A 20,111-nucleotide genomic window follows, 5' to 3' on the forward strand; every position below is an offset into this window, starting at 1 on the left:
CCGATGGTGAACCTTCGGCGGCGGGTGACCGCTGCCCTACTGACCGGCGCGCTACTGGCGGCGACGCCGGGTGTGGCCCAGGCCGCCGGCAGCACGGAGACGGTCGCGTCCGGGGTGTACAACTGCCCACGGACCGATGGTGTCGCGCTCTACGACGCCACGGCGAACAAGACGTTCACCGCCTACGGCGGCACCAACCACGACATCTACGTCAAGGCGTACGACCACGCGAGCAACGCCTGGTCGGCTGCGGTGAGGGTGGCGACGCTGAACCTCACCGACGACAACGCCTACCACGACTACCCGGTGCTGACCCAGCTCAGCGACGGACGCCTGGCGATCTTCCGGGCGCAACACAACAAAGCCGCCTGGCTGTACGTCTCCCCCACGCCGCGGTCGATCACCGGCACCTGGTCGGGACGGCGGATCAGCACCGACCTGAACACCTATCCCGAGCCGGTCGTGGTCGGTGCCACGATCTACCTCTTCTACAGCCAGAGCACCGACCTGCACTATCCGTACCGGACGTACCGGGTGATCAGATCGCTGGATTCGGGAAACACCTGGTCGGCGCCGCAGACGGTGATCGACTCGGGCCGCATCGCCGACCAGTTCGCCGAGGTCTACACCTTCGGTGTCTTCCGGCGGGACAACCGGATCTACCTCTCCTGGTCGATGCACGGCGGCCCGCAGGGCCACAACAAGCAGGGCAGGAACATCTACACGGCATACTTCGACACCGCCGACTCGAGCATGCGGACGGTCGCCGGGGCCAGCCTGGGCACGACCATCGACGGCAGCGAGCTGGGCAGGGTCACGGCCGTCACCACCAACCCGGCAGACATCCCGGCCGACAAGTTCCTGCCGGAGGAGAATCCGGTGACGGTGCGGCTCGAGAACGGGACGATCGTGCTCGGGTACGGGGTGCACACCAGGACGACCCGACGCATCGTGCTCGCCACCTTCAACGGCAGCGGCTGGACCAGCACCACCCTCGACTCGACCACGTCGAACTTCAAGGACCTGGTCGCGAGCGGAAGCAGCGTGGAGATCGTCTACGCGAGCGTGGACAACAAGCGACTGCTGTCGAAGCGATGGACGCCGGCCGGCGGTGCCGTGGCGACCAGGTTCGACGTCGCCGTCCCGTACAGCGGAGGGGCGGACACGGTGTTCTACGCCGACTTCGTGGAAAACCGCAGCTCGATCAGCGTCATCGCGTCCACCATCAACCAGGCCACCAGGAACACGGTCGACGACGCACGCTGGCCCGTCTTCGCCGTCCGCGCCTGACGCCACCGCGACAGCCTCGCCGTGATCCACTGTCCCGGCATCGGCCTGCATCGCGGACCAACACTCACAGGTAGTCGCACTCCGGGCTCGGCCCCGACGTCACGTCGATGATGTCGTTGAGCCTGTCCCGGGCGACAGTCAGCTCGGCGATCTGCGTAGTGATCCGGTCCCGCTCCCACACCAGCCGCTCCCGCGACTCCGGCGTGCTCACCTTGGCATCGACGCACGGCAGCAGCTCCGCGATCGTCTTGCTGGACAGTCCCGCGCCGTACAACTGCTGAATCAGCCGCACGCGGCTGACCGCCGCGTCCGCATAGAGCCGCTGCCCGCTTCCACTACGCGTCGCGGCCAGCAAACCCTGCTCCTCGTAGTAACGGAGCGCCCGCACACTCACGCGCGTCCTGCTTGCCAGGTCCCCGATCCGCACAGTGATCCACCTCGCAATACTTGCCTCTGACGTCGGCGTCAGGTTTTAGCGTAGCGACATGCAGATCAACGGTGCAAAAGCTCTCGTGACCGGCGCCAATCGCGGACTCGGCAGGGCGTTCGCCGAGGCTCTCCTCGCCCGCGGCGCCACCACCGTCTACGCCACCGCCCGCCGCCCCGAACGCATCAACATCCCTGGCGTCGTCCCCCTCCAACTGGACATCACCGACCCGACGTCCATCGACGCCGCGGCGGCCGAGGTCGGCGACCTCGACATCCTCGTCAACAACGCCGGCATCTCCACAGATGCCCCCCTACTCGGCTCCTCCATCGAAAATGTCCGCCGCGAGTTCGAGACCAACTTCTGGGGGACCCTCAACGTCACTCGGGCCTTCGCCCCCCGACTTGCCGGCGGCGCGATCCTCAACGTCATCTCGGCGCTGAGCTGGTACACCTTCGCCCCCGCCAGCAACGGCTACGCCGCCTCCAAGGCGGCGGAATGGTCTCTCACCAACGGCGTCAGACTCGAACTGGCCGACCAGAGAACCCAGGTCACCGCCTTGGCCCTGGCCATCGCCGACACCGACATGATGGCCGCCTACGACATCCCCAAACTCCCGCCCCACGAGGTGGTCGCCATGGCTCTGGACGGCCTGGAAGCGGGCCGACTCGAAGTGATCGCCGACTCTCCGACCGCCAACGTCAAGGCCTCCCTGTCACAGGACCCCGCCCTCTTCTACGCCGACATCCCGACTGCCCTCTTCGGCTGACGGAGAGGACGTCCACGGCGGCCGATGATCCCTCGTGGCCAGGGCCAGTAGGGTTGCCCACGGTGGGCGCAGAGGAGCGTCCTCGTCCATCGCGGAACGGGGCGATGATATGCCGAGCGAACACTCCATTCGGTTACGGCCGGTAGTCGAAGTGGACTTGGCCATGTTCCGTCGATTCGCGACGGAGCCAGGCCTCATCGGCCTGGACTGGACCGGATTCAAGGACCCGCAGGCACCGGCGCGGCGCTTCGCCACCGATAGTTACCTCGGGGCGGAAAGCGGCCGGCTCATGGTCGAGGTAGAGGATGAACAGGTCGCGGCCGGGTTCGTGAGTTGGGCGCTGCGGGACTTCGGTGGCCCGACCAAGCACTGGGAGATTGGGATCGCGCTGCTGCCGGAGCGGCGCGGACACGGGATTGGCTGGCGTGCGCAGGCGATGTTGTGCGACTACCTGTTCACGCACGCGCCGTTACAGCGCATCCAGGCCGGCACCCACCCAGAGAACATCGCCGAACAGAAGTCTCTGGAAAAGGCCGGATTCCAGTTGGAGGGCGTGGTGCGAGCGTGTGAGTTCCGGGACGGCCGATGGTGCGACGGGTACCTGTACAGCCGCCTGAGGAACGACCCGTCGCCGTTGTGAGCTGAGCACACGCAGTGGCGCAGCAATCAGGTTGAAGCGGATCTCCTCGTCGGGCAGTCGCCAGACCGTCCAGCGTCCCAAGACGGGGACATGGCGGAGCGCCGCACCAGCCGAACGGCCTTGGCCCCGTCCGGGGACGCTGGACGTGTACGCGGACCTCTTCGAGGACGACCTGGACCAGGTGGCGGACCGTCTCGACCGGGCGGCGGGTCGTGCTGCTGCGGACTCGGTGCGGGACTGAGGGCGTCGGTCCGGACCTCGATGCGCTTCGCCCGGGTCGCCGGCAAAATGGCTGACCAGGGAAGACTGCTGGTGGGGCGGGCGGGACTCGAACCCGCGACCGAGGGATTATGAGATCAAGATGGGCGGCCCGGCGACCTGCCCGAGTGGCCTACTAGCAGCGGAAACGCCTCTCGACATCTCTCACCACTCCCCCGCCGTCCGTCGACCTCTTGCGGACTGGATGCGGACTGCATGGCCTCGGGATTAGAAGAAGATCGCCGATGGCTGGTCGGGTGGCTGCGCACCTGGTGAGGCCGTCCGTTGTTGTCGGATGGCGTCGGGGTCGGACGGTGCTCTTGGCTGTACGGATGGCTGTACAGCCACTAGCCAAAGGAGACGGCCCTGCCTTGAAGATCAAGGCCACTCTCGGCTCTCGTCGGCTCCGTGCTGCCGACCCGGCAACATCCGCCCGACCCTCTCTTGGTGCTTGCCGGTGTTGACGCAGGGGTGATGATCGAGTCATGCCTAGAAGGATCAGGCCCGGCACCCTCGTGCAGTCGCTCGGTCTTGCCCTCTTGATCGCTGGAGCAACTCTAGCCGCGTCGCCGTGGCAGTGGAACGTTTGGCCTTGGCTTGTACGTCATCCCGCGACGTTTGTCATGGCGGCTGGGCTAGGCATTTTCGCTTCAGTGCGCTCGCGCCGGCTAATTGCCAAGTGGTCAGCGCGGGGCAAGGGCGGTATGCAGAACTCCGAGCGAGCCGAGCTTCATTGGATTCTTTCTGACGTTGGCATCGGGTCGACAACAACAGCGGTCGCTCTCGTCGGTGTCGCCGCTTTGATCGTGATGCTGGCGGTTGCCAAAAGCGCTTCCCCAGGCAATGAGCAAGCAAAGCTGCAAATGGAGGCGATTAAATACGGTCTGGGATTTGTCGCCAGCGGCGGTGCGCTAGCAGCTCTACTTCTAGCTGTTCGCCGACAACGGCTAGCGGAGAGATCGCATGAACTAGCGGTTCGGGCGCAGGAGTTGGCAACCAGGTCCCACGAGCATACGGAAAGTGACGCTACGGAGCGTCGAGTAACCGAACTCTACTCAAAGGCCGTCGAGCAGCTGGGGAGCAGCAGTGCGGCTGTGCGGCTGGGCGGCCTCTACTCGCTTGAGCGAGTAGCGCAGGGGAACCCGCCCCACCGCCAGAGCATTGTCGACATAATCTGCGCTTACCTCCGCATGCCCTTCGACCTGCCAACAGGGGCCGCAAGCGGGAACCCAGACCTCAGTCAACGCGCAGAGGTCAAGGACGCGCGAGAAGAGCTGCTGGTCCGCAGGGCGGCCCAAGATATGCTGGCCCGACATCTCAAGAAACTCAGTTTCGACACGGGGAAAGCGGCACCAAGCTTGCACTACTGGGGTCGCCTGAACATCGATCTGTCGGGTGCCTCATTGCATGATCTCGACTTGTGGCATTGCCATGTTGAGGATGCGATCTTTACTGGAGCTAATTTTTACGGTCACGTCCAGCTTCACGGGTGCACATTCGATCGTCGCGCTTTCTTCAGTGGAGCGACGGTTTACGGAACCGCCTATATCGTCGCCTGCGAGTTTGACGGTGTTGCTTGGTTTGACGACGCGACGTTCCATGGTAATACCTACTTCGAAGGATCTAATTTTGCCGGCTACGTCACTATGGAGAATTGTCTCCTGGAGGGAAACGTAGACTTCGACGACGTGAACTTCCGCAAACCGCCGGCAGCCAAGGGGATAGTTTTCAAGGGGCAGGTGAAGAACCCGCCAGAGGTGCTGCGTCCTTATGCCGAAGCGGCTGAGAAAGATCGCTGATGGCTGCCCGTCTCTTCAGTGAGCACCCCGGAGATGCGCGCTGCGCTCCGCCTGCGCCATCCCGTCTGCCGCCGACCCACACACCGTGGAGCGGGCCAGGGCCAGGGCGCCAAGGTGGAGCGCCCTACCGGACGAACGACCTTGGCGCCCTGGCCCTGGTCTGCTCGGCTCGCCTGGGTCGGTGGCTGGCGGGATGGCATCCCACCACCCACGAACCGGAACCGTTCGGCAACTCCATCTCGGAGTCGTCTGGCCCCCGCCGGAGGCATGCCCTTAATCGGCCGGCGCGCCGGCCGATGCCGGCGCTTGCGCCGCCAGCAGGCCGAGCGCGTCCGGCGCGGCTCGCTTGCGGGCCGCCTTGATTCTTAAAAGGTCAATTCGGCAGTGAAACCGTCTCGCCAAGCTGAGTGCAGTAGGCCAGGGTGGCGTCGTCGTGGGTCTTGCCACGCGGCCACTTCCTACCCTGCGGATCGCTGCCTTCCGCTGCTCGGACTTGCCTGATGACTTCGGCTGGTCCCGACTTAGTGATGAGGGCGAGAACTTCCGGCCAGTCTGCGAGTGCGAAGCGATCCGCGATGCGGCTTGCCCCATCACTGAGCAGGACGGCGCTGGTGAGGCCCTGGATTGGTCGGCTTCCGATGAGGGCTTCGGATGCTGCCTGAGCGTCGCCCGCGGCTACCCAGAAACCGCCGGGCTGGTTGCGGTAGGCACGCAGAGCTTCGATGTATTCGCGTCGGGCTTGATCGTGCTCCGGGGTTCCGTTAACGGCGGCGTCCATGGCAGCGCGGTAGTGGCTGCCGACGATTGCCTCTCGGTCGTCGGTGACCACCACGGGGGCGTCTCCGGCTTGGTCGAGTACGAGCACCGAGTCAGCAAGGACGAGGTAGTCCGCGCGCTCGTTGTTGACGCGGAAGGAGCACGCTCGGCACTTCGACCGCAAGGTCGACGCTGAGCGGTGGCATGCCTCAATGAAGACGGCACTCGCCCGCGGTGAGTGGGTTGATCCGGCCCTTGCCCGGATCACCGTTGGTGACTGGGCTGCCCGGTGGTTTGCCAATCAGGTGCAGCTCAAGCCGTCGACTCGCCAGCGGTACGCCAGTCTCCTTCGGATGCAGGTGCTCCCGGTGTGGGAACGGGTCCCGCTTTCGGCAGTCACGCACGCGGACGTGGGCGAGTGGGTGCGCCGCATGACGCAGGCCGGCCTTGCTCCGTCCACCGTTCGGCAAGCCCACCGGGTGTTCTCGCTGCTGCTGGCCCTCGCCGTTCGGGATGGCCGGTTGACCCGCAACGTCACGACCGGAGTGCGGCTGCCACGGGTGGGCCGCGCCGAGAAGGTGTTCCTGACGCACGTCCAGGTGGCCGACCTCGCGGCGGGGGCAGAGCCGCATGGGCTGATCATCAGGGTGCTCGCCTACACGGGCCTTCGCTGGGGCGAGCTGGCGGCGCTGCGGGTGCGACGCGTGGACCTGGTGAAGCGTCGGCTGCTCGTGGCGGAGTCGGTGACCGAGGTAAATGGTCGGGCCGTGTTCGGCACGCCGAAGACGCACCAACGCCGTTCGGTGCCGCTTCCCCGGTTTCTGGTCGAGCCGCTCTCTGGGCAGATCGCTGATCGCGCGGGTGACGAGCTGCTGTTCACGTCCCCGGCCGGCGGGGTGCTGCGCAACAACAACTTTCGCCGTCGGGTCTTCGATCGGGCTGCGGAGTCGATCGGCCTCGCCGGCCTGACACCGCACGAGCTGCGGCACACAGCGGCAAGTCTGGCGGTGGCTGAGGGAGCCAACGTGAAGGCGGTGCAGCGGATGCTCGGGCACGCCTCGGCGGCGATGACGCTGGACGTGTACGCGGACCTGTTCGAGGACGACCTGGACCAGGTGGCGGACCGCCTCGACCGGGCGGCGGGTCGGGCTGCTGCGGACTCAGTGCGGACTGAGAGCGTCGGCCCGGACCTCGACGCGGTTCACACGGATCGTCGTCATCATGCCTGATCAGGGGATTTGCTTGGTGGGGCGGGCGGGGCTCGAACCCGCGACCGAGGGATTATGAGTCCCCTGCTCTAACCGGCTGAGCTACCGCCCCGAACACCGCGCCGGATCTTATCCCGCCCGGCGGTCAACAGCCAGCACCGAGCCGGCCGGCACCCACGCCCTGCACCAGCACGATGGGCAACAGGAATATAACAGCGCGCTCCGCAATGGCGGTTAGCTCGCCCGTAGCTCGTCCAGGACCGCCCCGGCGGCGCGCCAGCCGCTGGCCAGCGCCCCCTGGATGGACGGGCTGTCCCGGTGGTCACCGGCCACGAACAGCCCCTCCCCCAGCGCCACGGGCTTGCGCAGCCGCCCCTGGGGTGGCGGTGCGGCGGGCAGCGCGTCCGGGATGGACACGGTGGTGAGGTGGGTCCAGTCGGCAGTGGAACGGCCGTACAGTCGGCTCAACTCGACCCGTACGGTCGGCTCGGGTGGGGCCGTCGGGCCGACCACCGACGTGGCCATCAGGTGCCGGCCGGTTGGCGCGTACGTCGAAGCGGCGTTGCTGAGCACCACGGTGTTGGCGACGAGCTCGCGTCGGTCGCCGTCGACGAGCAGGATCGGCTCGGTAAGCGGCGGCTCGGGAGCGCTGTGGTAGTAGGTGGTGTAGCTGTGCATCCGTACCGTCGCCAGGGCCGGCAGCAGCGCGGCCGCGGCGGGCGGGTCGACGGCGACCACGACGGCCCGGCAGTGGATGTCACCGGCCTGGGTGCGGACCCGGCGGGGCACGACCTCGGCGACGGGAGTGTCCAGGTCGATCAGGTCGGCCGGCAGCGGGTCGGCGATGGCCCGGGGCAGCGCGGCCATCCCCTCGGCGGGCAGGCCGATTCTGCCGCGCGCGAAGGAGCGCAGCACCATCGCCAGCACGTGGCTGGAGGTCGCCAACTCCCGGTCGACGAACACGCCGGACAGGAAGGGCCGCAGCAGCTCCTCGATGATCGTGTCGGAGAGCCCGGCCCGGCGCAGCGCCGCCTCGGCGCTGGTCTCCGGTGCGGCGAGCAGCCGGGAGGTGGGCAGGGTGGCGCAGCCGGCGGCGAGTGCGGCGAAGCGGAGTCGGTCGCGCAGCGAGCCGACCCCGGCGAGCGCGGTGCGCGGCCCGCCGGTCGGCTCACGCAGCGGGTTGACCAGCCGCAGCAGGTCGTCGCCCTTGCGCACCAGCACCCCGGAGGTGAAGTAGCCCAGGTTGAGCCGGTCGGTGTCCAGCAACGTGCCGAGTCGGGGGTAGGCGGTGTTGAGCACCTGGAAACCGCGGTCGATCAGGTAGCCGTCCACGACGTCGGTGGCGACGCGACCTCCGAGTCGACTGCCGGCCTCCAGGAGCCGCCAGGGCACGCCGGCGCGGTGCAGTCGGCGGGCGGCGGCGAGACCCGCCAGACCGCCGCCGACGATGACGACGTCGGTCTCAGCCAGCATCGCGCGCCTCCCGTTCACCGTTGGCCCGGGACATCCGGCCCGGCCACCAGATCTTCGGCCCGATGTCGTACGCGAGCGCGGGCACCAGCAGCGACCGGACGATGATCGTGTCGATCAGTACCCCGATCGCGACCGCCGTACCCAACTCGACGAGCACCACCAGCGGTAGGACGGCCAGCGCGGAGAACGTGGCGGCGAGCACGATGCCGGCGGAGGTGATCACTCCACCGGTTACGGCGAGGCCGGCCAGCACCCCGGGCCGCGTGCCGCGTCTGATCGACTCCTCCCGCACCCGGCTCATCAGGAAGATGTTGTAGTCGATGCCGAGGGCGACCAGGAACACGAACGCGAACAGCGGGAACGACGAGTCCACCCCGGGAAAGTCGAAGGCGTGGCGGAACAGCAGCGCGCAGAGGCCGAGGGTCGCGGCGAAGCTGAGCAGCACGGTGCCGATCAGCAGCAGCGGCGCGAGCAGTGCGCGCAGCAGCAGGGCCAGGATGACCGCGATGACGACCAGCACCACCGGGATGATGACGTCCTGGTCGCGCCTCGCGGCGTCGGAGGTGTCCACGTTGATCGCCGTGAAGCCGCCGACCACCGCGTCCGCACCAGCCACCTGGTGTACGGCCACCCGCAGGTGACGGATGGTCCGCTCGGCGCCGTCGCTGTCGGGCGGATCGGCCAGGGTGGCCTCCAACTGGACCCGCCCGTCGACGACCTTCGGCGCGGCGGTGGGGTCGGGCGGGCCGGTCTGCTGGCCGGCGCCGACCGGGCGGACCGCGGCGACGCCGGGCACGGCCTGCGCCACCTGGGCCACCTGCCGGGCGGTCCGTTCGGTGGCGAAGATGGTGGCCGGGCTGCCGGTGCCGGCCGGGTAGTGCCGGGAGATGACGTCCTGGCCGTCGACCGAGTCGGTGCGCTGGGTGAACAGGTCGGACTGTCCGAGGGTGGTCGCGCCGAGCTGGGTGAGGCCGAGCGTGAGGATGGCCAGGACGACGGCGGTGCTCAGCCAGATCGGTCGGGCGTGCCGGGCGACGAAGCCGGCGATCCGGCTCCAGACGCCGTGCTCGGCCGTCGGGTCGGTCTGGTCGACCGGGGGTCGCCGGGGCCAGAACGCCCACCGGCCGCCGAGCACCAGCAGCGCGGGCAGGAAGGTGAGCATGACCAGCAGGGTGGCGGCGATGCCGATGGCAGCGACCGGGCCGAGCGCCCGGTTGGAGTTGAGGCTGGACAGCAGCAGGCAGAGCAGACTGACGATGACCGTGCCGCCGGAGGCGATGATGGCCGGCGCGGCGCCCCTCCACGCCGTACGCATGGCGTGCCAGGGTCGTTCGTGCCGGTGCAGTTCCTCCCGGTAGCGGGCGATCATCAGCAGTGCGTAGTCGGTGCCGGCGCCGAAGACCAGCACGGTCAGGATGCCTTGCGCCTGCCCGTTGAGCTTCAGCACGTCGGCGTCGGCGAGCAGGTAGACGAAGACCGACGCCAGGGCGTAGGACATGCCGGCGGCCAGCAGCGGAAAGATCCAGAGCACCGGGCTGCGGTAGACGATCAGCAGGATGATCAGCACCACGACCAGCGTGACCAGCAGCAGTGGTCCGTCGATGGCGGAGAACACCTTGATCAGGTCGGCGAGCAGACCGGCCGGTCCGGCGACATCGACGCTGAGCCCGTCCCGGTCACCGCCGGTGATGTCGCGCAACTGGTCGACGACCGCGCCGATCTCCTCCCCCTCGGCGTCGTCGACCGGCACGACGACCTGGAGTGCCTGACCGTCCTCGCTGGGGATCGGCGGGGGCAGTGGCGCGACCACACCGGGGATCTGGGCGAATCTGGCCGCGTCGGCGTTCACCCGTTGACGGTCGGCATCGGTGATCCCGGCGGTTCGCTCGTAGACGACCAGCGCCGGGACGGTCTGCCGGTCGACGAACTCGCCGGCGAGGTCCTGGGCGCGGGTCGCCTCGGCGTCGGTGGGCAGAAAGGCGGCGTTGTCGTTGGTGGCGACATCGCTGAGGCGTCCGGAGTACGGCCCGGCCACGCCTCCGATGACCAGCCAGGCGAGCACGACCGCCACCGCGATCAGCGTGGCCCGGCCGCGTCCCCCTCTTCCGGACACTCGCACTCACCCCACGATTCGACGCATCAATCGACGCAGCAAGAGCCTAAGCCGACATCCACCATCCTGCCGGGCAGGAAACCCCAGGGAGGCCCAAACACCCATCCCCGGCGAGGCGGGCAGGACACTTCCATGATCGGAGAGCGTCGCCCGGGTACGCACGAACGCCCGTCGGCGCGTGCCGACGGGCGTTGGTGGAAAGCTCCCCCGATTGGACTCGAACCAATAACCTGCCGGTTAACAGCCGGCTGCTCTGCCAATTGAGCTACAGGGGATCGAACATCGCCCGGCGCCGGATCTCCCCGGTGCCCTGCGACGGGACAAGAGTACAGGACATTCGGGGGTGGCGGTCCAGTGGGTTCCGCCCCCGGCGACCCAGCGACAATCCGGATAAATCGTCATCCCCGCACAAGCAGGTATGAGCGGGTAGCAGGATGGGTAGTTAGCTGCGGACAGAGGACGCAGGCGCGAATTGGTCGCTCCCGACGGGCAACCGCCGGGACGACAGCGCGTCAGGTACGGAAGGAGCCGCCATGCGCGGAAAGATCATGTTCCTTGGCGGGCTGGCTGCGGGATTCGTCCTGGGCGCTCGTGCCGGCCGGGAAAAGTACGAAGAGCTCGTGGTCCGGGGCCGCAAGGTGCTCGACCACCCGACCGTCCAGGAGGCGGCCGGGGTCGCGCAGGCCCAGGCCAACCGGCTTTACAGCGAGGGTAAGGACAAGCTCGGCCAGACGAAGCTGGGCGAGAAGCTGGGCAACGGCAGCACCAGCACGCAGCAGCTGACCGCTGCCGACGACGCGTTCGCCGGCACGCCCGCCACACTGGGCGCCAAGGCGGGCTCCGGCTCGGCGGGCACCAGCAGCACGGTCGGCACGACCTCCGGGTCGCCGTCGACCACCACCCCCCGCACCAAGCCGGCTGGCTCGGGCACCAACGCCAGCACGCTCTGACCACCCGCACACTCACGGGCCGGTCGCCGCAGGGCGACCGGCCCGTGGTCTGTCCGGGTGCGGTCTAGTCCTTGCTGCTGAACGCCGCGTCGAAGGCGGCGCTCGGAGCGTCGAAGGCGAGCCGACGAACGAACTGCAACGCCTCCGGGGCGCCGACCAGCCGGTCCATCCCCGCGTCCTCCCACTCGATGGAGATCGGGCCGGCGTAGCCGATCGCGTTCAACGCCCGGAAGCAGTCCTCCCAGGGCACGTCGCCGTGCCCGGTGGAGACGAAGTCCCAGCCGCGGCGCAGGTCCGCCCACGGCAGGTGCGAGGCGAGCCGGCCGCGCCGGCCATCCCCGGTACGCACCTTCGCGTCCTTGCAGTCGACGTGGTAGATCCGGTCGGCGAAGTCGAAGATGAAGTTCACCGGGTCCAGTTCCTGCCAGACGAAGTGCGACGGGTCCCAGTTCAGCCCGAACGCCGGCCGGTTGCCGATCGCCTCCAGCGCCCGCTTCGTCGTCCAGTAGTCGTACGCGATCTCGCTGGGGTGCACCTCGTGGGCGAACCGCACCCCCACCTCGTCGAACACGTCGAGGATCGGGTTCCACCGGTCGGCGAAGTCCTGATAACCGCGCTCGATCATCGACGGCGGCACCGGCGGGAACATGGCCAGGGTGTGCCAGATGGACGAGCCGGTGAAGCCGATGACGGTGTCGACACCGAGCTTCGCCGCCGCCCGCGCGGTGTCCTTGATCTCCTCGGCGGCCCGCTGGCGCACGCCTTCCGGCTCGCCGTCGCCCCAGATCCGGCCGGGCAGGATGTCCTGGTGCCGCTCGTCGATGGGGTGGTCGCAGACCGCCTGCCCGACCAGGTGGTTGGAGATCGCGTACACGTTCAGGTTGTGCTTGGCCAGGGTCTCCCGTTTGCGGTCGACGTACGAGTCGTCGGCCAGCGCCTTGTCGACCTCGAAGTGGTCGCCCCAGCAGGCGATCTCCAGACCGTCGTAGCCCCACTCGGAGGCGAGCCGACAGACCTCCTCGAACGGCAGGTCGGCCCACTGGCCGGTGAAGAGCGTGATGGGTCGCGCCATTGTCCTTCTCCCCTGATGTGATGGGGATTCCGTGTGCGGGACCGGGGCGAGGTGACCGGCCGAGCCGGTGCGGTGACGACCGTGGCGGAGCGCCGGTGAGTGCGGGACACACCAGGGCCCGGCGGGTTGCGCCTCCCACCGGGTCACCGGCCACCACCAGGGTCGCCGCCCACACTCTATGTGCGCCCCGCCGCCCCGCGAAAGCCCCGCGGCCTCGCGGGAGCCCGGCGCCGGACCCCTCAGGCGTCGCGGCGGCGCAGGGCGAGCGTCGCCGCGCCGACCGACACCACCAGCCAGCCCACGAAGACCGCCAGGCCGGCGTCCGGGGAGAGCTGGCCCGAGCTGGACGTGATCGACGTGATCGCCGCGCCCGCGTTGGACGGCAGGTACGGCGAGATGGCGTCCGACCAGCTGTCCGGCAGCAGCGAGGTCACGCCGGGCACCACGAGCAGCAACGCCACCAGGCTGGTGATCGCACCGGCCGTGTTGCGCAGCAACGCGCCCAACGCCATGCCGAGCACCCCGATGCCGGCCAGGTAGACGGCGGCGCCGAGCACCGCCCGCAGCACGCCCTCGTCGCCGAGCGAGATTCCGTCCGCGCCGAGGATGCCCTGGGCGCCGAGGAAGGTGAGCACCGCGACCGGTGCGAACACCGCGAACGAGACGGCGGCGAGAACCACGACCTTCGCGCCGAGCACCGGCCAGCGCCTCGGTACGGCGGCCAGCGACGACCTGATCATGCCGGTGGAGTACTCCCCCGCGACCAGCAGCACACCGAGCGTGCCGATCAGCAGTTGGGCGAGGTTCACCCCGCCGAGGCTCGCGCCCAGCGGGTCGAGGGAGGACGGACCGCCGGGGGCTGTCGGGCCGCCGGGCTGGGGTGGGTTGTTGGCCAGTACGGCGGAGAAGGCCAGGCCCAGGCCGGCCAGGAGAACCACGCTGGCCGCCAGCATGATCAAGGAGGAGCGTAACGAACGAAACTTGATCCACTCTGAGCGGACCACCCGCCACCAGGTGACCCGGGCGTCGGCCGGGATGGTGGCGGTACGGGGGGCGAGCGTGCCGGCGGTCATCGGGCGGTCCTTCCGGCCGGGACTCTCCCGGCGGTCGGCTCGGCGGTGTACTCCACCGCGTCGCGGGTGAGGGTCATGAACGCCTCCTCCAGGGAGGTCTGCTGCGCGGAGAGCTCGTGCAGGGTGAGGCCGGCCGCGGCGGCACGGTCCCCAACCTGCTCCAGGGTCAGGCCGGTCACCTCCAGCAGGCCCGGCTCGCCGCCGGTCACCGTCACGTCCGGCCCGACCAGCAGGTCGCGCAGCATGCCGGCCTGCGGCGAGCGCACCCGTACGGTGTCGTGCGCGGCCTGCGCCACGAACTCGGCGACCGGCACGTCGGCGATCAACCGGCCCCGGCCGATGACGACCAGGTGCTCGGCGGTCAACGCCATCTCACTCATCAGGTGGGAGGAGACGAAGACCGTCCGCCCCTCGGCGGCCAGGCCCTTGAGCAGGTTGCGGATCCACAGGATGCCCTCGGGGTCGAGGCCGTTGACCGGCTCGTCGAGCATCACCACCCTCGGGTCGCCGAGCAGGGCCGCCGCGATGCCGAGCCGCTGGCCCATGCCGAGGGAGAAGCCACCGGCCCGCTTGGCGGCCACCTCGCGCAGCCCCACCAGGTCGATCACCTCGTCGACCCGCTGCCGGGGAATGCCGGTGGTTGCGGCCATGGCGAGCAGGTGGTTACGCGCGGAACGGCCGGTGTGCACGGCCCGGGCCTCCAGCAGCGCGCCGATCTCGCGCAGCGGGGCGGGGTGCTCGGCGTACCGGCGGCCGTTGACGGTCACCGTGCCCGCGCTCGGCGCGTCCAGGCCGAGGATCATCCGCATGGTGGTGGACTTGCCGGCGCCGTTGGGGCCGAGGAAGCCGGTCACGATGCCGGGCCGGACCTGGAACGTCACGTCCGCCACGGCGACTTTGTCGCCGTAGCGCTTGCTCAGGTTGGTCACCTCAATCATGGGCCAACGATGGCCCGCGTACCCGGGGCGCGACGTCGGCCAGCGGCGGACACTTCGGCATACCGCGACCGTGGTACGCCGACCGCCCGACTACCGCGGCGGCTCGGCCACCCGGACCAGACCGCTCTGGTACGCGATCACCACGAGCTGCGCCCGGTCCCGAGCGCCGAGCTTGGTCATCGCCCGGTTGACGTGCGTCTTGGCGGTCAGCGGCGAGACCACCAGCCGTTGCGCGATCTGCTCGTTGGACAGTCCCGCGGCGACCAGCGCGAGCACCTCGCGTTCCCGTTCGGTGAGCGCCCGCAGCCGCTGCGGGTCGGCGCGCGGGTCGGCCTCCGGCTGGGCCAGGAACCGGGCGATCAGCCCACGGGTGGCCGTCGGGGAGAGCAGCGCCTCACCGGCCGCGACGGTACGGATGGCGTCCAGCAACTCGGCCGGCTCGACCCCCTTGCCGAGGAACCCGCTCGCACCGGCCCGCAACGCGCGGAAGACGTGCTCGTCCACCTCGAAGGTGGTCAGGATCAGCACCCGTACCCCGGCCAGCTCGGGATCGGCGGTGATCTCCTCGGTCGCGGCCAGACCGTCCAGCTCCGGCATCCGGATGTCCATCAGCACCACGTCGGCGCGGGTACGGCGAACCAGGTCGACCGCCTCCCGGCCGGTGGCCGCCTCACCCACCACGCTGAGGTCCGGCGCGGAGTCGACCAGCGCCCGGAAGCCGGCGCGGATCAGCTTCTGGTCGTCGGCCAGCAGCACCCGGATCGTCACTCGGCCATCTCCTCGGGAGCGGGCAGGATCGCGCGGACGAGGAAGCCGCCGCCGGGGCGCGGGCCGGCGGTGTAGCTGCCACCCACCGTCTCGGCGCGCTCACGCATACCGAGCAGCCCCAGCCCGGCGCCCGGCGTTCCGTGGTCGGCCGGCGCGGGGTCGACGCCGTCGTCGCGTACCTCGATGGTGATGCCCTCGGGGTCGTAGCGCAGCCGAACCGCGACCCGCGCGCCCGGGGCGTGCTTGTGCGCGTTGGTCAGCGATTCCTGGATGATCCGGTACGCGGCGACGTCCACCGCGCTGGGCAGCGGTCGGGGCTGCCCGGCGAGGGTCCAGTGCACCGGCTGGCCGGCGGCGAAGCCCTCGACCAGCGCGTCCAGACGATTGAGGCTGGGCGCCGGCTCGGTCTCCGCGCCCGGCTCGTCGGCGCGGCGCAGCACCCCCAGCAGGGTGGCCAGCTCGTCGAGAACGGTACGGCTGGCCGCGCGGACGTGGGCCAGCGCCTCCTCGGCCGCCTCCGGCTGCCCGCGCAGCAGATGCCCGGCCACGCCGGCCTGCACACTGATCAACGCGATGTGGTGCGCGACCACGTCGTGCAGCTCCCGGGCGATGCGCAGCCGCTCCTCGGCGACCCGCCGCCGGGCCTCCTCCTCCCGGGTCTGCTCGGCCCGCAGGGCCCGCTCCTCCAGCACGACGACGTAGGCGCGGCGGCTGCGGACCGCGTCACCACCGGCCACCGCGACGCCGAACCACAGCAGCAGCACCACCACCGCCGGGTCGAGCCAGGCCACGCCGAGGGCGGCAACCGCCGCGAGGCCGACCAGCAGTGCGCTCACCCCGCCCGCGACGCCGGCGGTCCGCCGGTCGGTCAGGGTCGCCACGGTGTACGCGGCGATGGCCACCGAGATCACGAACGGTCCGCGGCCGTGGTCGGTGAGCAGTGCCAGCACCACCGCGGCGGTGACCACGGCGAGCACCGGCAGTGGATGGCGGCGACGCAGGGCCAGCGCCGCGCAGCCGACCAGAGCGATCAGCACCGCGCCGCCGCTCAGCGGCGCGCGCGCCGGACCGCCCGGCGGGTCGACCGGCAGCAGCGAGAGTACGAACAGCGCGCCGGCCAGCAGCACGTCGGCGACCGTTGGATGCGCCCGCGCCAGCAGACGCCACCGCGCGAAACGCTCCATGCCGGTCAAGGTACGGCAGCAGGCTGTGCGCCGGCCCGGGTGTCGGCAACGCGCGTCCCCACCTCGGCCTGCCGTCGCGCCATCGGCGGCCTCGGCCAGGGATCCGGCCCAGCCTCGTTGCCCGCCGTCGGTCCACGGCCCGGCCAGGCATTGCCCCAGCCCCCGACTCAGCCCGGCCCAGCCTTTGGCCAACCGCCTCAGCCCGGCCTGGCCTCCGCCTCCGCCTCCGCCTCCGCCCGGCCCGGCCCCCGCCCCCGCCTCAGCCCGGCCCAGCCTTGGCCCCCGCTTCAGCCCGGCCCAGCCTTGGCCCCGCGCCTCAGCCCCGCCCAGCCTTAGCCCCGCCCTCGCCTTGGCCCCGCCGTATTGGCCCCGCCCTCGCCTTGGCCCCGCCGTATTGGCCCCGCCCTCGCCTTGGCCCCGCCGTATTGGCCCCGCCCTCGCCTTGGCCCCGCCGTATTGGCCCCGCCCTCGCCTTGGCCCCGCCCCGGCTCCGATCTCTCCCTTTTCCAGTCCCGGTCCCGCCGGAGCGGTGATGCCCATGAGGCATAAAGATGACTCACAGGCATCACGCTCAACCGAGCGGTACTACCTCCTGCATCCTGCCCCGGCCCCTCGACCCTCGGCCTGGGCCCGGCCCCGCCAGGAGCGGCGATGCCTGTGAGGCATCAAAATGCCTCACAGGCATCACGCTCAACCGAGCGGCATCGCCTCCACCCTCGACCCGGACCCTCGGCGTCGGCCCCTCGACCCGGGTCTGGCTCGCCGAAAGCGGTGATGCCCGTGAGGCATAGAGATGACTCACGGGCATCACGCTCATCCGAGCGGCATCGCCTCCGCCCGTCCACCCCACAGCCCCCGGTCTCCGGATCCCGGGGGCCGGGAGCCGGGAGCCGGGAGCCGCGAGCCGGAAGCCGCGAGCCGCGAGCCGGAAGCCGCGAGCCGGAAGCCGCGAGCCGGAAGCCGAAAGCCGGAAGCCGCGAGCCGCGAGCCGGAAGCCGCGAGCCGGAAGCCGCGAGCCGGAAGCCGCGAGCCGCGAGCCGGAAGCCGCGAGCCGCGAGCCGGAAGCCGCGAGCCGGAAGCCGGAAGCCGGGAGCCGGGAGCCGGGAGCTGAACCGGCCCGCCGGGCGGGGGACGCCTGGCGGGCCGGATCACCTGGGGTTGGCGGAAGGGTCACTCGTCATGGCGGGCGACCCCTGCGCGCTCAGCCCGTCAGGGCAGCGTCCACTTCTGGTTGGCCGCGCCGCTGCAGGTCCAGAGGTGCACGATCGTGCTGTCGGCCGAGTTGCTGCCGGAGACGTCGAGGCACTTGTTCGACGAGGCGTTGCGCAGGGTGCCGTCGACCTGGGCCGCCCAGTTCTGCGCGCCGGTGCCGTTGCAGGTCCAGAGCTGGATCTTGGTGCCGTCGGCGGTACCGCTGCCCGACACGTCGAGGCACTTACCGAGCGCCTTGACGGTCGAGTTCGGCGTCACGGTCCAGGTCTGCGCCGTACTGCCGTTGCAGGTGTAGATCTGGATCTGCGTGCCGTCGGCGGTGCCGCCGTTGCGCACGTCCAGACACTTGCCGCCCAGGCCCTTGACCGCCCCGACCCCCGGCGTGCCGCCGCCGCCACCCTTGACCAGCGTGAAGTCGTCCACGTCGAAGAGCCCCGTGCCGCTACCGGTGAACGTGAGGTAGAGGTTCTGGGTCCCGGACGGGACGTTGGACAGCGTGGTGGTGACGTTGGCATAGGTCGTCCAGCTGCCGGTGTTCGGCACCGCGACCGAGCCGAGCACCGGGCCGGTGGCCGAGCCGGTTCGCACCTGGATGGTGCCGCCCGCACCGCCGGAGACGACCCGCGACGTGAACGAGGTGACCCCGGTCAGGTTCACACCGTTGTACGCGGCCCAGTCACCCGGGTCGATGTAGCCGAGCGTCTGGCCGCCGTTGGCGCCCGCCTTGGTGAACGGGGTGACCCCGCTGGCCGAGCTGAACGCCTCGGCCTGAACTGTGGTGTTTCCGGTGGGCGGCGGGGTGGTGCCCAGCTCCTTGATCCGGACGTTGCGGAATGAGGCGTCGTCACCGTTGCCGTGGTTCTGGATGCCGATGTGGCCGGCCAGTGAGCGGGCCGGGTTGGTGTTGGTGAAGTCGTTGATCTTCACTCCGTTGAGGAAGATCTGCAGCCGCTCACCCTCGACCAGGAGTTCGTAGGTGTTCCACTCGCCCGGCGCGTTGAGCGCCGCGTCCCGGGCCGCGATGTCGGCGGACTTGAACGTGTAGACCGCGCCGGTGGTGCGGTCGGCCGCGTCGGTGGCGTCGATCTGGATCTCGTAGCCGTTGTTCACCGCCGACCACGGGTCAGTCGACGGGGGGAAACCGATGAACACGCCAGAGTTGTCGTCGCCGGCCAGCTTCCAGTCCAGCTTCAGGGAGTAGTTGGTGAACTCCTTGGCGTTGTACCAGAACAGGCCCAGCCCACCCACCGAGGTCAGGGTGGCGTCGGAGTTGGTGAAGCTGCCCGGGCCGGCCTGCGACCAGCCGGCGGTCGAGCCGTTGTAGAGCGACGTGTAGCCGGTCTCGGGCCGGCAGTCGGCCTTGCTCCGACCGGCCGCGTACCGGATGCCACCGAGCAGGTGTGCCCGGAAGGCCGGCTCCGCGTACGACGCCTGGGTGTGCCCGCCGCCGGTGTAGAAGGACCGGCCGCCGCTGTAGCTCTTGCACCACGAGTGCGGGTGATCGGCGCCCATTCCACCGCCGGAGTACGACGACTCGTCCAGGGTGGCCAGCACGTGCGCGGTCGACCGGGCGTTGGTCTGGTAGTTGTACCACTCGTCGGTGCGGGTCCAGGTCTGCGGCAGGTGTCCGGTGGCCGCGTGCCCCCGGTCCTCCACCTTGACGTTGGCCTGCTGAATGGCCGGGTGCGAGGCGAACCACGCGCCGACCAGGTTGCCGTAGAACGGCCAGTCGTACTCGGTGTCGGCCGCCGCGTGCACACCCACGTACCCGTGGCCCGAGCCGATGTACGACTCGAAGGCGGTCTGCTGGCTGGCGTTGAGCACGTCGCCGGTGGTGTTGAGGAAGACCACCGCCTCGTACTGGTTGAGGTTGGCGGTGGTGAACGCGGCGGCGTCCTCCGTGGCGGTGACGGTGAAGCTGTTCGCCGCGCCCAGGTCCCGGATGGTCTGGATGCCGACCGGGATCGCGTCGTGGCGGAAGCCGGCGGTCTTGGAGAAGACCAGCACGTCGTAGGGGGCGTCGGCGGCGCTGGCCGGGGTGGCCGGCGTGGTGCAGGCAAGGACGGCGAGGACGGCGGTGGCCGCGCCGAGGACGGGTCGCAGGAATCTGCGCATGTCGCTCTCCCTTTCGGTGGCGGGGGCCCCGGCGGACCGGGGGGGTGGGCCGTCGGGGCCCCCGCA

16 protein-coding genes and 2 tRNA genes are annotated in these 20,111 nt (G+C 69.9%); 6 read left to right on the forward strand and 12 right to left on the reverse strand.

Annotation, left to right across the window (positions count from 1 at the left end):
- The first annotated feature begins 3 nt into the window (after positions 1–3).
- Complete coding sequence (locus ACLJN9_RS12005; protein ID WP_410811294.1) at positions 4–1,290, forward strand: BNR-4 repeat-containing protein; 1,287 nt, start codon at positions 4–6, stop codon at positions 1,288–1,290.
- A 64-nt stretch (positions 1,291–1,354) separates the two neighbouring features.
- Here the strand turns inward: ACLJN9_RS12005 and ACLJN9_RS12010 are convergent, their stop codons facing one another.
- Positions 1,355–1,717 carry a MerR family transcriptional regulator gene (locus tag ACLJN9_RS12010; protein WP_410811295.1) on the reverse strand — a complete coding sequence of 121 codons (363 nt, stop codon included), beginning with the start codon at positions 1,715–1,717 and terminating at the stop codon, positions 1,355–1,357.
- Between the two features lie 58 nt (positions 1,718–1,775).
- On the opposite strand from ACLJN9_RS12010, the gene ACLJN9_RS12015 reads away from it, so the two are divergent.
- The 3 genes from ACLJN9_RS12015 to ACLJN9_RS12025 all read left to right on the forward strand — a co-directional run bounded on the left by ACLJN9_RS12015 (position 1,776) and on the right by ACLJN9_RS12025 (position 5,183).
- Positions 1,776–2,486: an SDR family oxidoreductase gene (locus ACLJN9_RS12015; protein ID WP_410811296.1), complete on the forward strand. Its 711-nt coding sequence runs from the start codon at positions 1,776–1,778 to the stop codon at positions 2,484–2,486.
- Positions 2,487–2,595: 109 nt separating this feature from the next.
- Positions 2,596–3,126 (forward strand): GNAT family N-acetyltransferase, encoded by a 531-nt coding sequence (locus ACLJN9_RS12020; protein WP_410811297.1) that lies wholly within the window; start codon positions 2,596–2,598, stop codon positions 3,124–3,126.
- A gap of 743 nt (positions 3,127–3,869) precedes the next feature.
- A complete protein-coding gene (locus ACLJN9_RS12025; RefSeq protein ID WP_410811298.1) occupies positions 3,870–5,183 on the forward strand; it encodes a pentapeptide repeat-containing protein in 1,314 nt (437 codons plus the stop codon).
- A gap of 373 nt (positions 5,184–5,556) precedes the next feature.
- On the opposite strand, the gene ACLJN9_RS12030 is transcribed toward ACLJN9_RS12025, so the two are convergent.
- Positions 5,557–6,015 (reverse strand): hypothetical protein, encoded by a 459-nt coding sequence (locus ACLJN9_RS12030; RefSeq protein ID WP_410811299.1) that lies wholly within the window; start codon positions 6,013–6,015, stop codon positions 5,557–5,559.
- A 136-nt stretch (positions 6,016–6,151) separates the two neighbouring features.
- On the opposite strand from ACLJN9_RS12030, the gene ACLJN9_RS12035 reads away from it, so the two are divergent.
- Positions 6,152–7,168 carry a tyrosine-type recombinase/integrase gene (locus tag ACLJN9_RS12035; RefSeq protein WP_410811300.1) on the forward strand — a complete coding sequence of 339 codons (1,017 nt, stop codon included), beginning with the start codon at positions 6,152–6,154 and terminating at the stop codon, positions 7,166–7,168.
- Positions 7,169–7,182: 14 nt separating this feature from the next.
- Here ACLJN9_RS12035 and ACLJN9_RS12040 read toward each other — a convergent pair.
- The 4 genes from ACLJN9_RS12040 to ACLJN9_RS12055 all read right to left on the reverse strand — a co-directional run bounded on the left by ACLJN9_RS12040 (position 7,183) and on the right by ACLJN9_RS12055 (position 11,008).
- A tRNA-Ile gene (locus tag ACLJN9_RS12040) sits at positions 7,183–7,259 on the reverse strand.
- 122 nt (positions 7,260–7,381) lie between these two features.
- Positions 7,382–8,620 carry an FAD-dependent oxidoreductase gene (locus ACLJN9_RS12045; protein WP_410811301.1) on the reverse strand — a complete coding sequence of 413 codons (1,239 nt, stop codon included), beginning with the start codon at positions 8,618–8,620 and terminating at the stop codon, positions 7,382–7,384.
- Positions 8,610–10,733 carry an MMPL family transporter gene (locus ACLJN9_RS12050; protein ID WP_410811302.1) on the reverse strand — a complete coding sequence of 708 codons (2,124 nt, stop codon included), beginning with the start codon at positions 10,731–10,733 and terminating at the stop codon, positions 8,610–8,612. The genes ACLJN9_RS12045 and ACLJN9_RS12050 overlap by 11 nt, the downstream gene beginning before the upstream one ends.
- Positions 10,734–10,935: 202 nt before the next feature.
- Positions 10,936–11,008: transfer RNA gene (locus ACLJN9_RS12055), tRNA-Asn, on the reverse strand.
- A gap of 258 nt (positions 11,009–11,266) precedes the next feature.
- Between ACLJN9_RS12055 and ACLJN9_RS12060 the strand changes: the two genes are divergently transcribed.
- Positions 11,267–11,683: a hypothetical protein gene (locus ACLJN9_RS12060; RefSeq protein ID WP_410811303.1), complete on the forward strand. Its 417-nt coding sequence runs from the start codon at positions 11,267–11,269 to the stop codon at positions 11,681–11,683.
- 64 nt (positions 11,684–11,747) lie between these two features.
- On the opposite strand, the gene ACLJN9_RS12065 is transcribed toward ACLJN9_RS12060, so the two are convergent.
- From ACLJN9_RS12065 to ACLJN9_RS12090, 6 genes are all read right to left on the reverse strand, one after another.
- Positions 11,748–12,755: a sugar phosphate isomerase/epimerase family protein gene (locus ACLJN9_RS12065; protein WP_410811304.1), complete on the reverse strand. Its 1,008-nt coding sequence runs from the start codon at positions 12,753–12,755 to the stop codon at positions 11,748–11,750.
- A gap of 239 nt (positions 12,756–12,994) precedes the next feature.
- Positions 12,995–13,828 carry an ABC transporter permease gene (locus ACLJN9_RS12070; protein ID WP_410811305.1) on the reverse strand — a complete coding sequence of 278 codons (834 nt, stop codon included), beginning with the start codon at positions 13,826–13,828 and terminating at the stop codon, positions 12,995–12,997.
- Positions 13,825–14,766, reverse strand: a complete 942-nt coding sequence (locus ACLJN9_RS12075) for an ABC transporter ATP-binding protein (RefSeq protein WP_410811306.1) — start codon at positions 14,764–14,766, stop codon at positions 13,825–13,827. The genes ACLJN9_RS12070 and ACLJN9_RS12075 overlap by 4 nt, the downstream gene beginning before the upstream one ends.
- A gap of 90 nt (positions 14,767–14,856) precedes the next feature.
- Positions 14,857–15,534, reverse strand: coding sequence for a response regulator (locus ACLJN9_RS12080; RefSeq protein WP_410811307.1), 678 nt, complete (start codon positions 15,532–15,534; stop codon positions 14,857–14,859).
- Positions 15,531–16,718, reverse strand: coding sequence for a sensor histidine kinase (locus ACLJN9_RS12085; protein ID WP_410811308.1), 1,188 nt, complete (start codon positions 16,716–16,718; stop codon positions 15,531–15,533). The genes ACLJN9_RS12080 and ACLJN9_RS12085 overlap by 4 nt, the downstream gene beginning before the upstream one ends.
- Positions 16,719–17,927: 1,209 nt before the next feature.
- The gene (locus ACLJN9_RS12090; RefSeq protein WP_410811309.1) at positions 17,928–20,045 is read right to left on the reverse strand and encodes a ThuA domain-containing protein; all 2,118 of its coding nucleotides are present in this window, start codon (positions 20,043–20,045) and stop codon (positions 17,928–17,930) included.
- Positions 20,046–20,111: the final 66 nt, after the last annotated feature.

It is taken from the genome of Micromonospora sp. 067-2, assembly GCF_046549295.1.
GTDB lineage: Bacteria > Actinomycetota > Actinomycetes > Mycobacteriales > Micromonosporaceae > Micromonospora.

Bases quoted from the DNA above. Each gene is read 5' to 3' on its own strand.
- ACLJN9_RS12070 (WP_410811305.1), bottom strand. From the start codon at position 13,828: ATGACCGCCGGCACGCTCGCCCCCCGTACCGCCACCATCCCGGCCGAC.
- ACLJN9_RS12045 (WP_410811301.1), bottom strand. From the start codon at position 8,620: ATGCTGGCTGAGACCGACGTCGTCATCGTCGGCGGCGGTCTGGCGGGT.
- ACLJN9_RS12085 (WP_410811308.1), bottom strand. From the start codon at position 16,718: ATGGAGCGTTTCGCGCGGTGGCGTCTGCTGGCGCGGGCGCATCCAACG.
- ACLJN9_RS12060 (WP_410811303.1), top strand. From the start codon at position 11,267: ATGCGCGGAAAGATCATGTTCCTTGGCGGGCTGGCTGCGGGATTCGTC.
- ACLJN9_RS12025 (WP_410811298.1), top strand. From the start codon at position 3,870: ATGCCTAGAAGGATCAGGCCCGGCACCCTCGTGCAGTCGCTCGGTCTT.
- ACLJN9_RS12005 (WP_410811294.1), top strand. From the start codon at position 4: ATGGTGAACCTTCGGCGGCGGGTGACCGCTGCCCTACTGACCGGCGCG.
- ACLJN9_RS12015 (WP_410811296.1), top strand. From the start codon at position 1,776: ATGCAGATCAACGGTGCAAAAGCTCTCGTGACCGGCGCCAATCGCGGA.
- ACLJN9_RS12065 (WP_410811304.1), bottom strand. From the start codon at position 12,755: ATGGCGCGACCCATCACGCTCTTCACCGGCCAGTGGGCCGACCTGCCG.
- ACLJN9_RS12090 (WP_410811309.1), bottom strand. From the start codon at position 20,045: ATGCGCAGATTCCTGCGACCCGTCCTCGGCGCGGCCACCGCCGTCCTC.
- ACLJN9_RS12075 (WP_410811306.1), bottom strand. From the start codon at position 14,766: ATGATTGAGGTGACCAACCTGAGCAAGCGCTACGGCGACAAAGTCGCC.
- ACLJN9_RS12020 (WP_410811297.1), top strand. From the start codon at position 2,596: ATGCCGAGCGAACACTCCATTCGGTTACGGCCGGTAGTCGAAGTGGAC.
- ACLJN9_RS12035 (WP_410811300.1), top strand. From the start codon at position 6,152: ATGAAGACGGCACTCGCCCGCGGTGAGTGGGTTGATCCGGCCCTTGCC.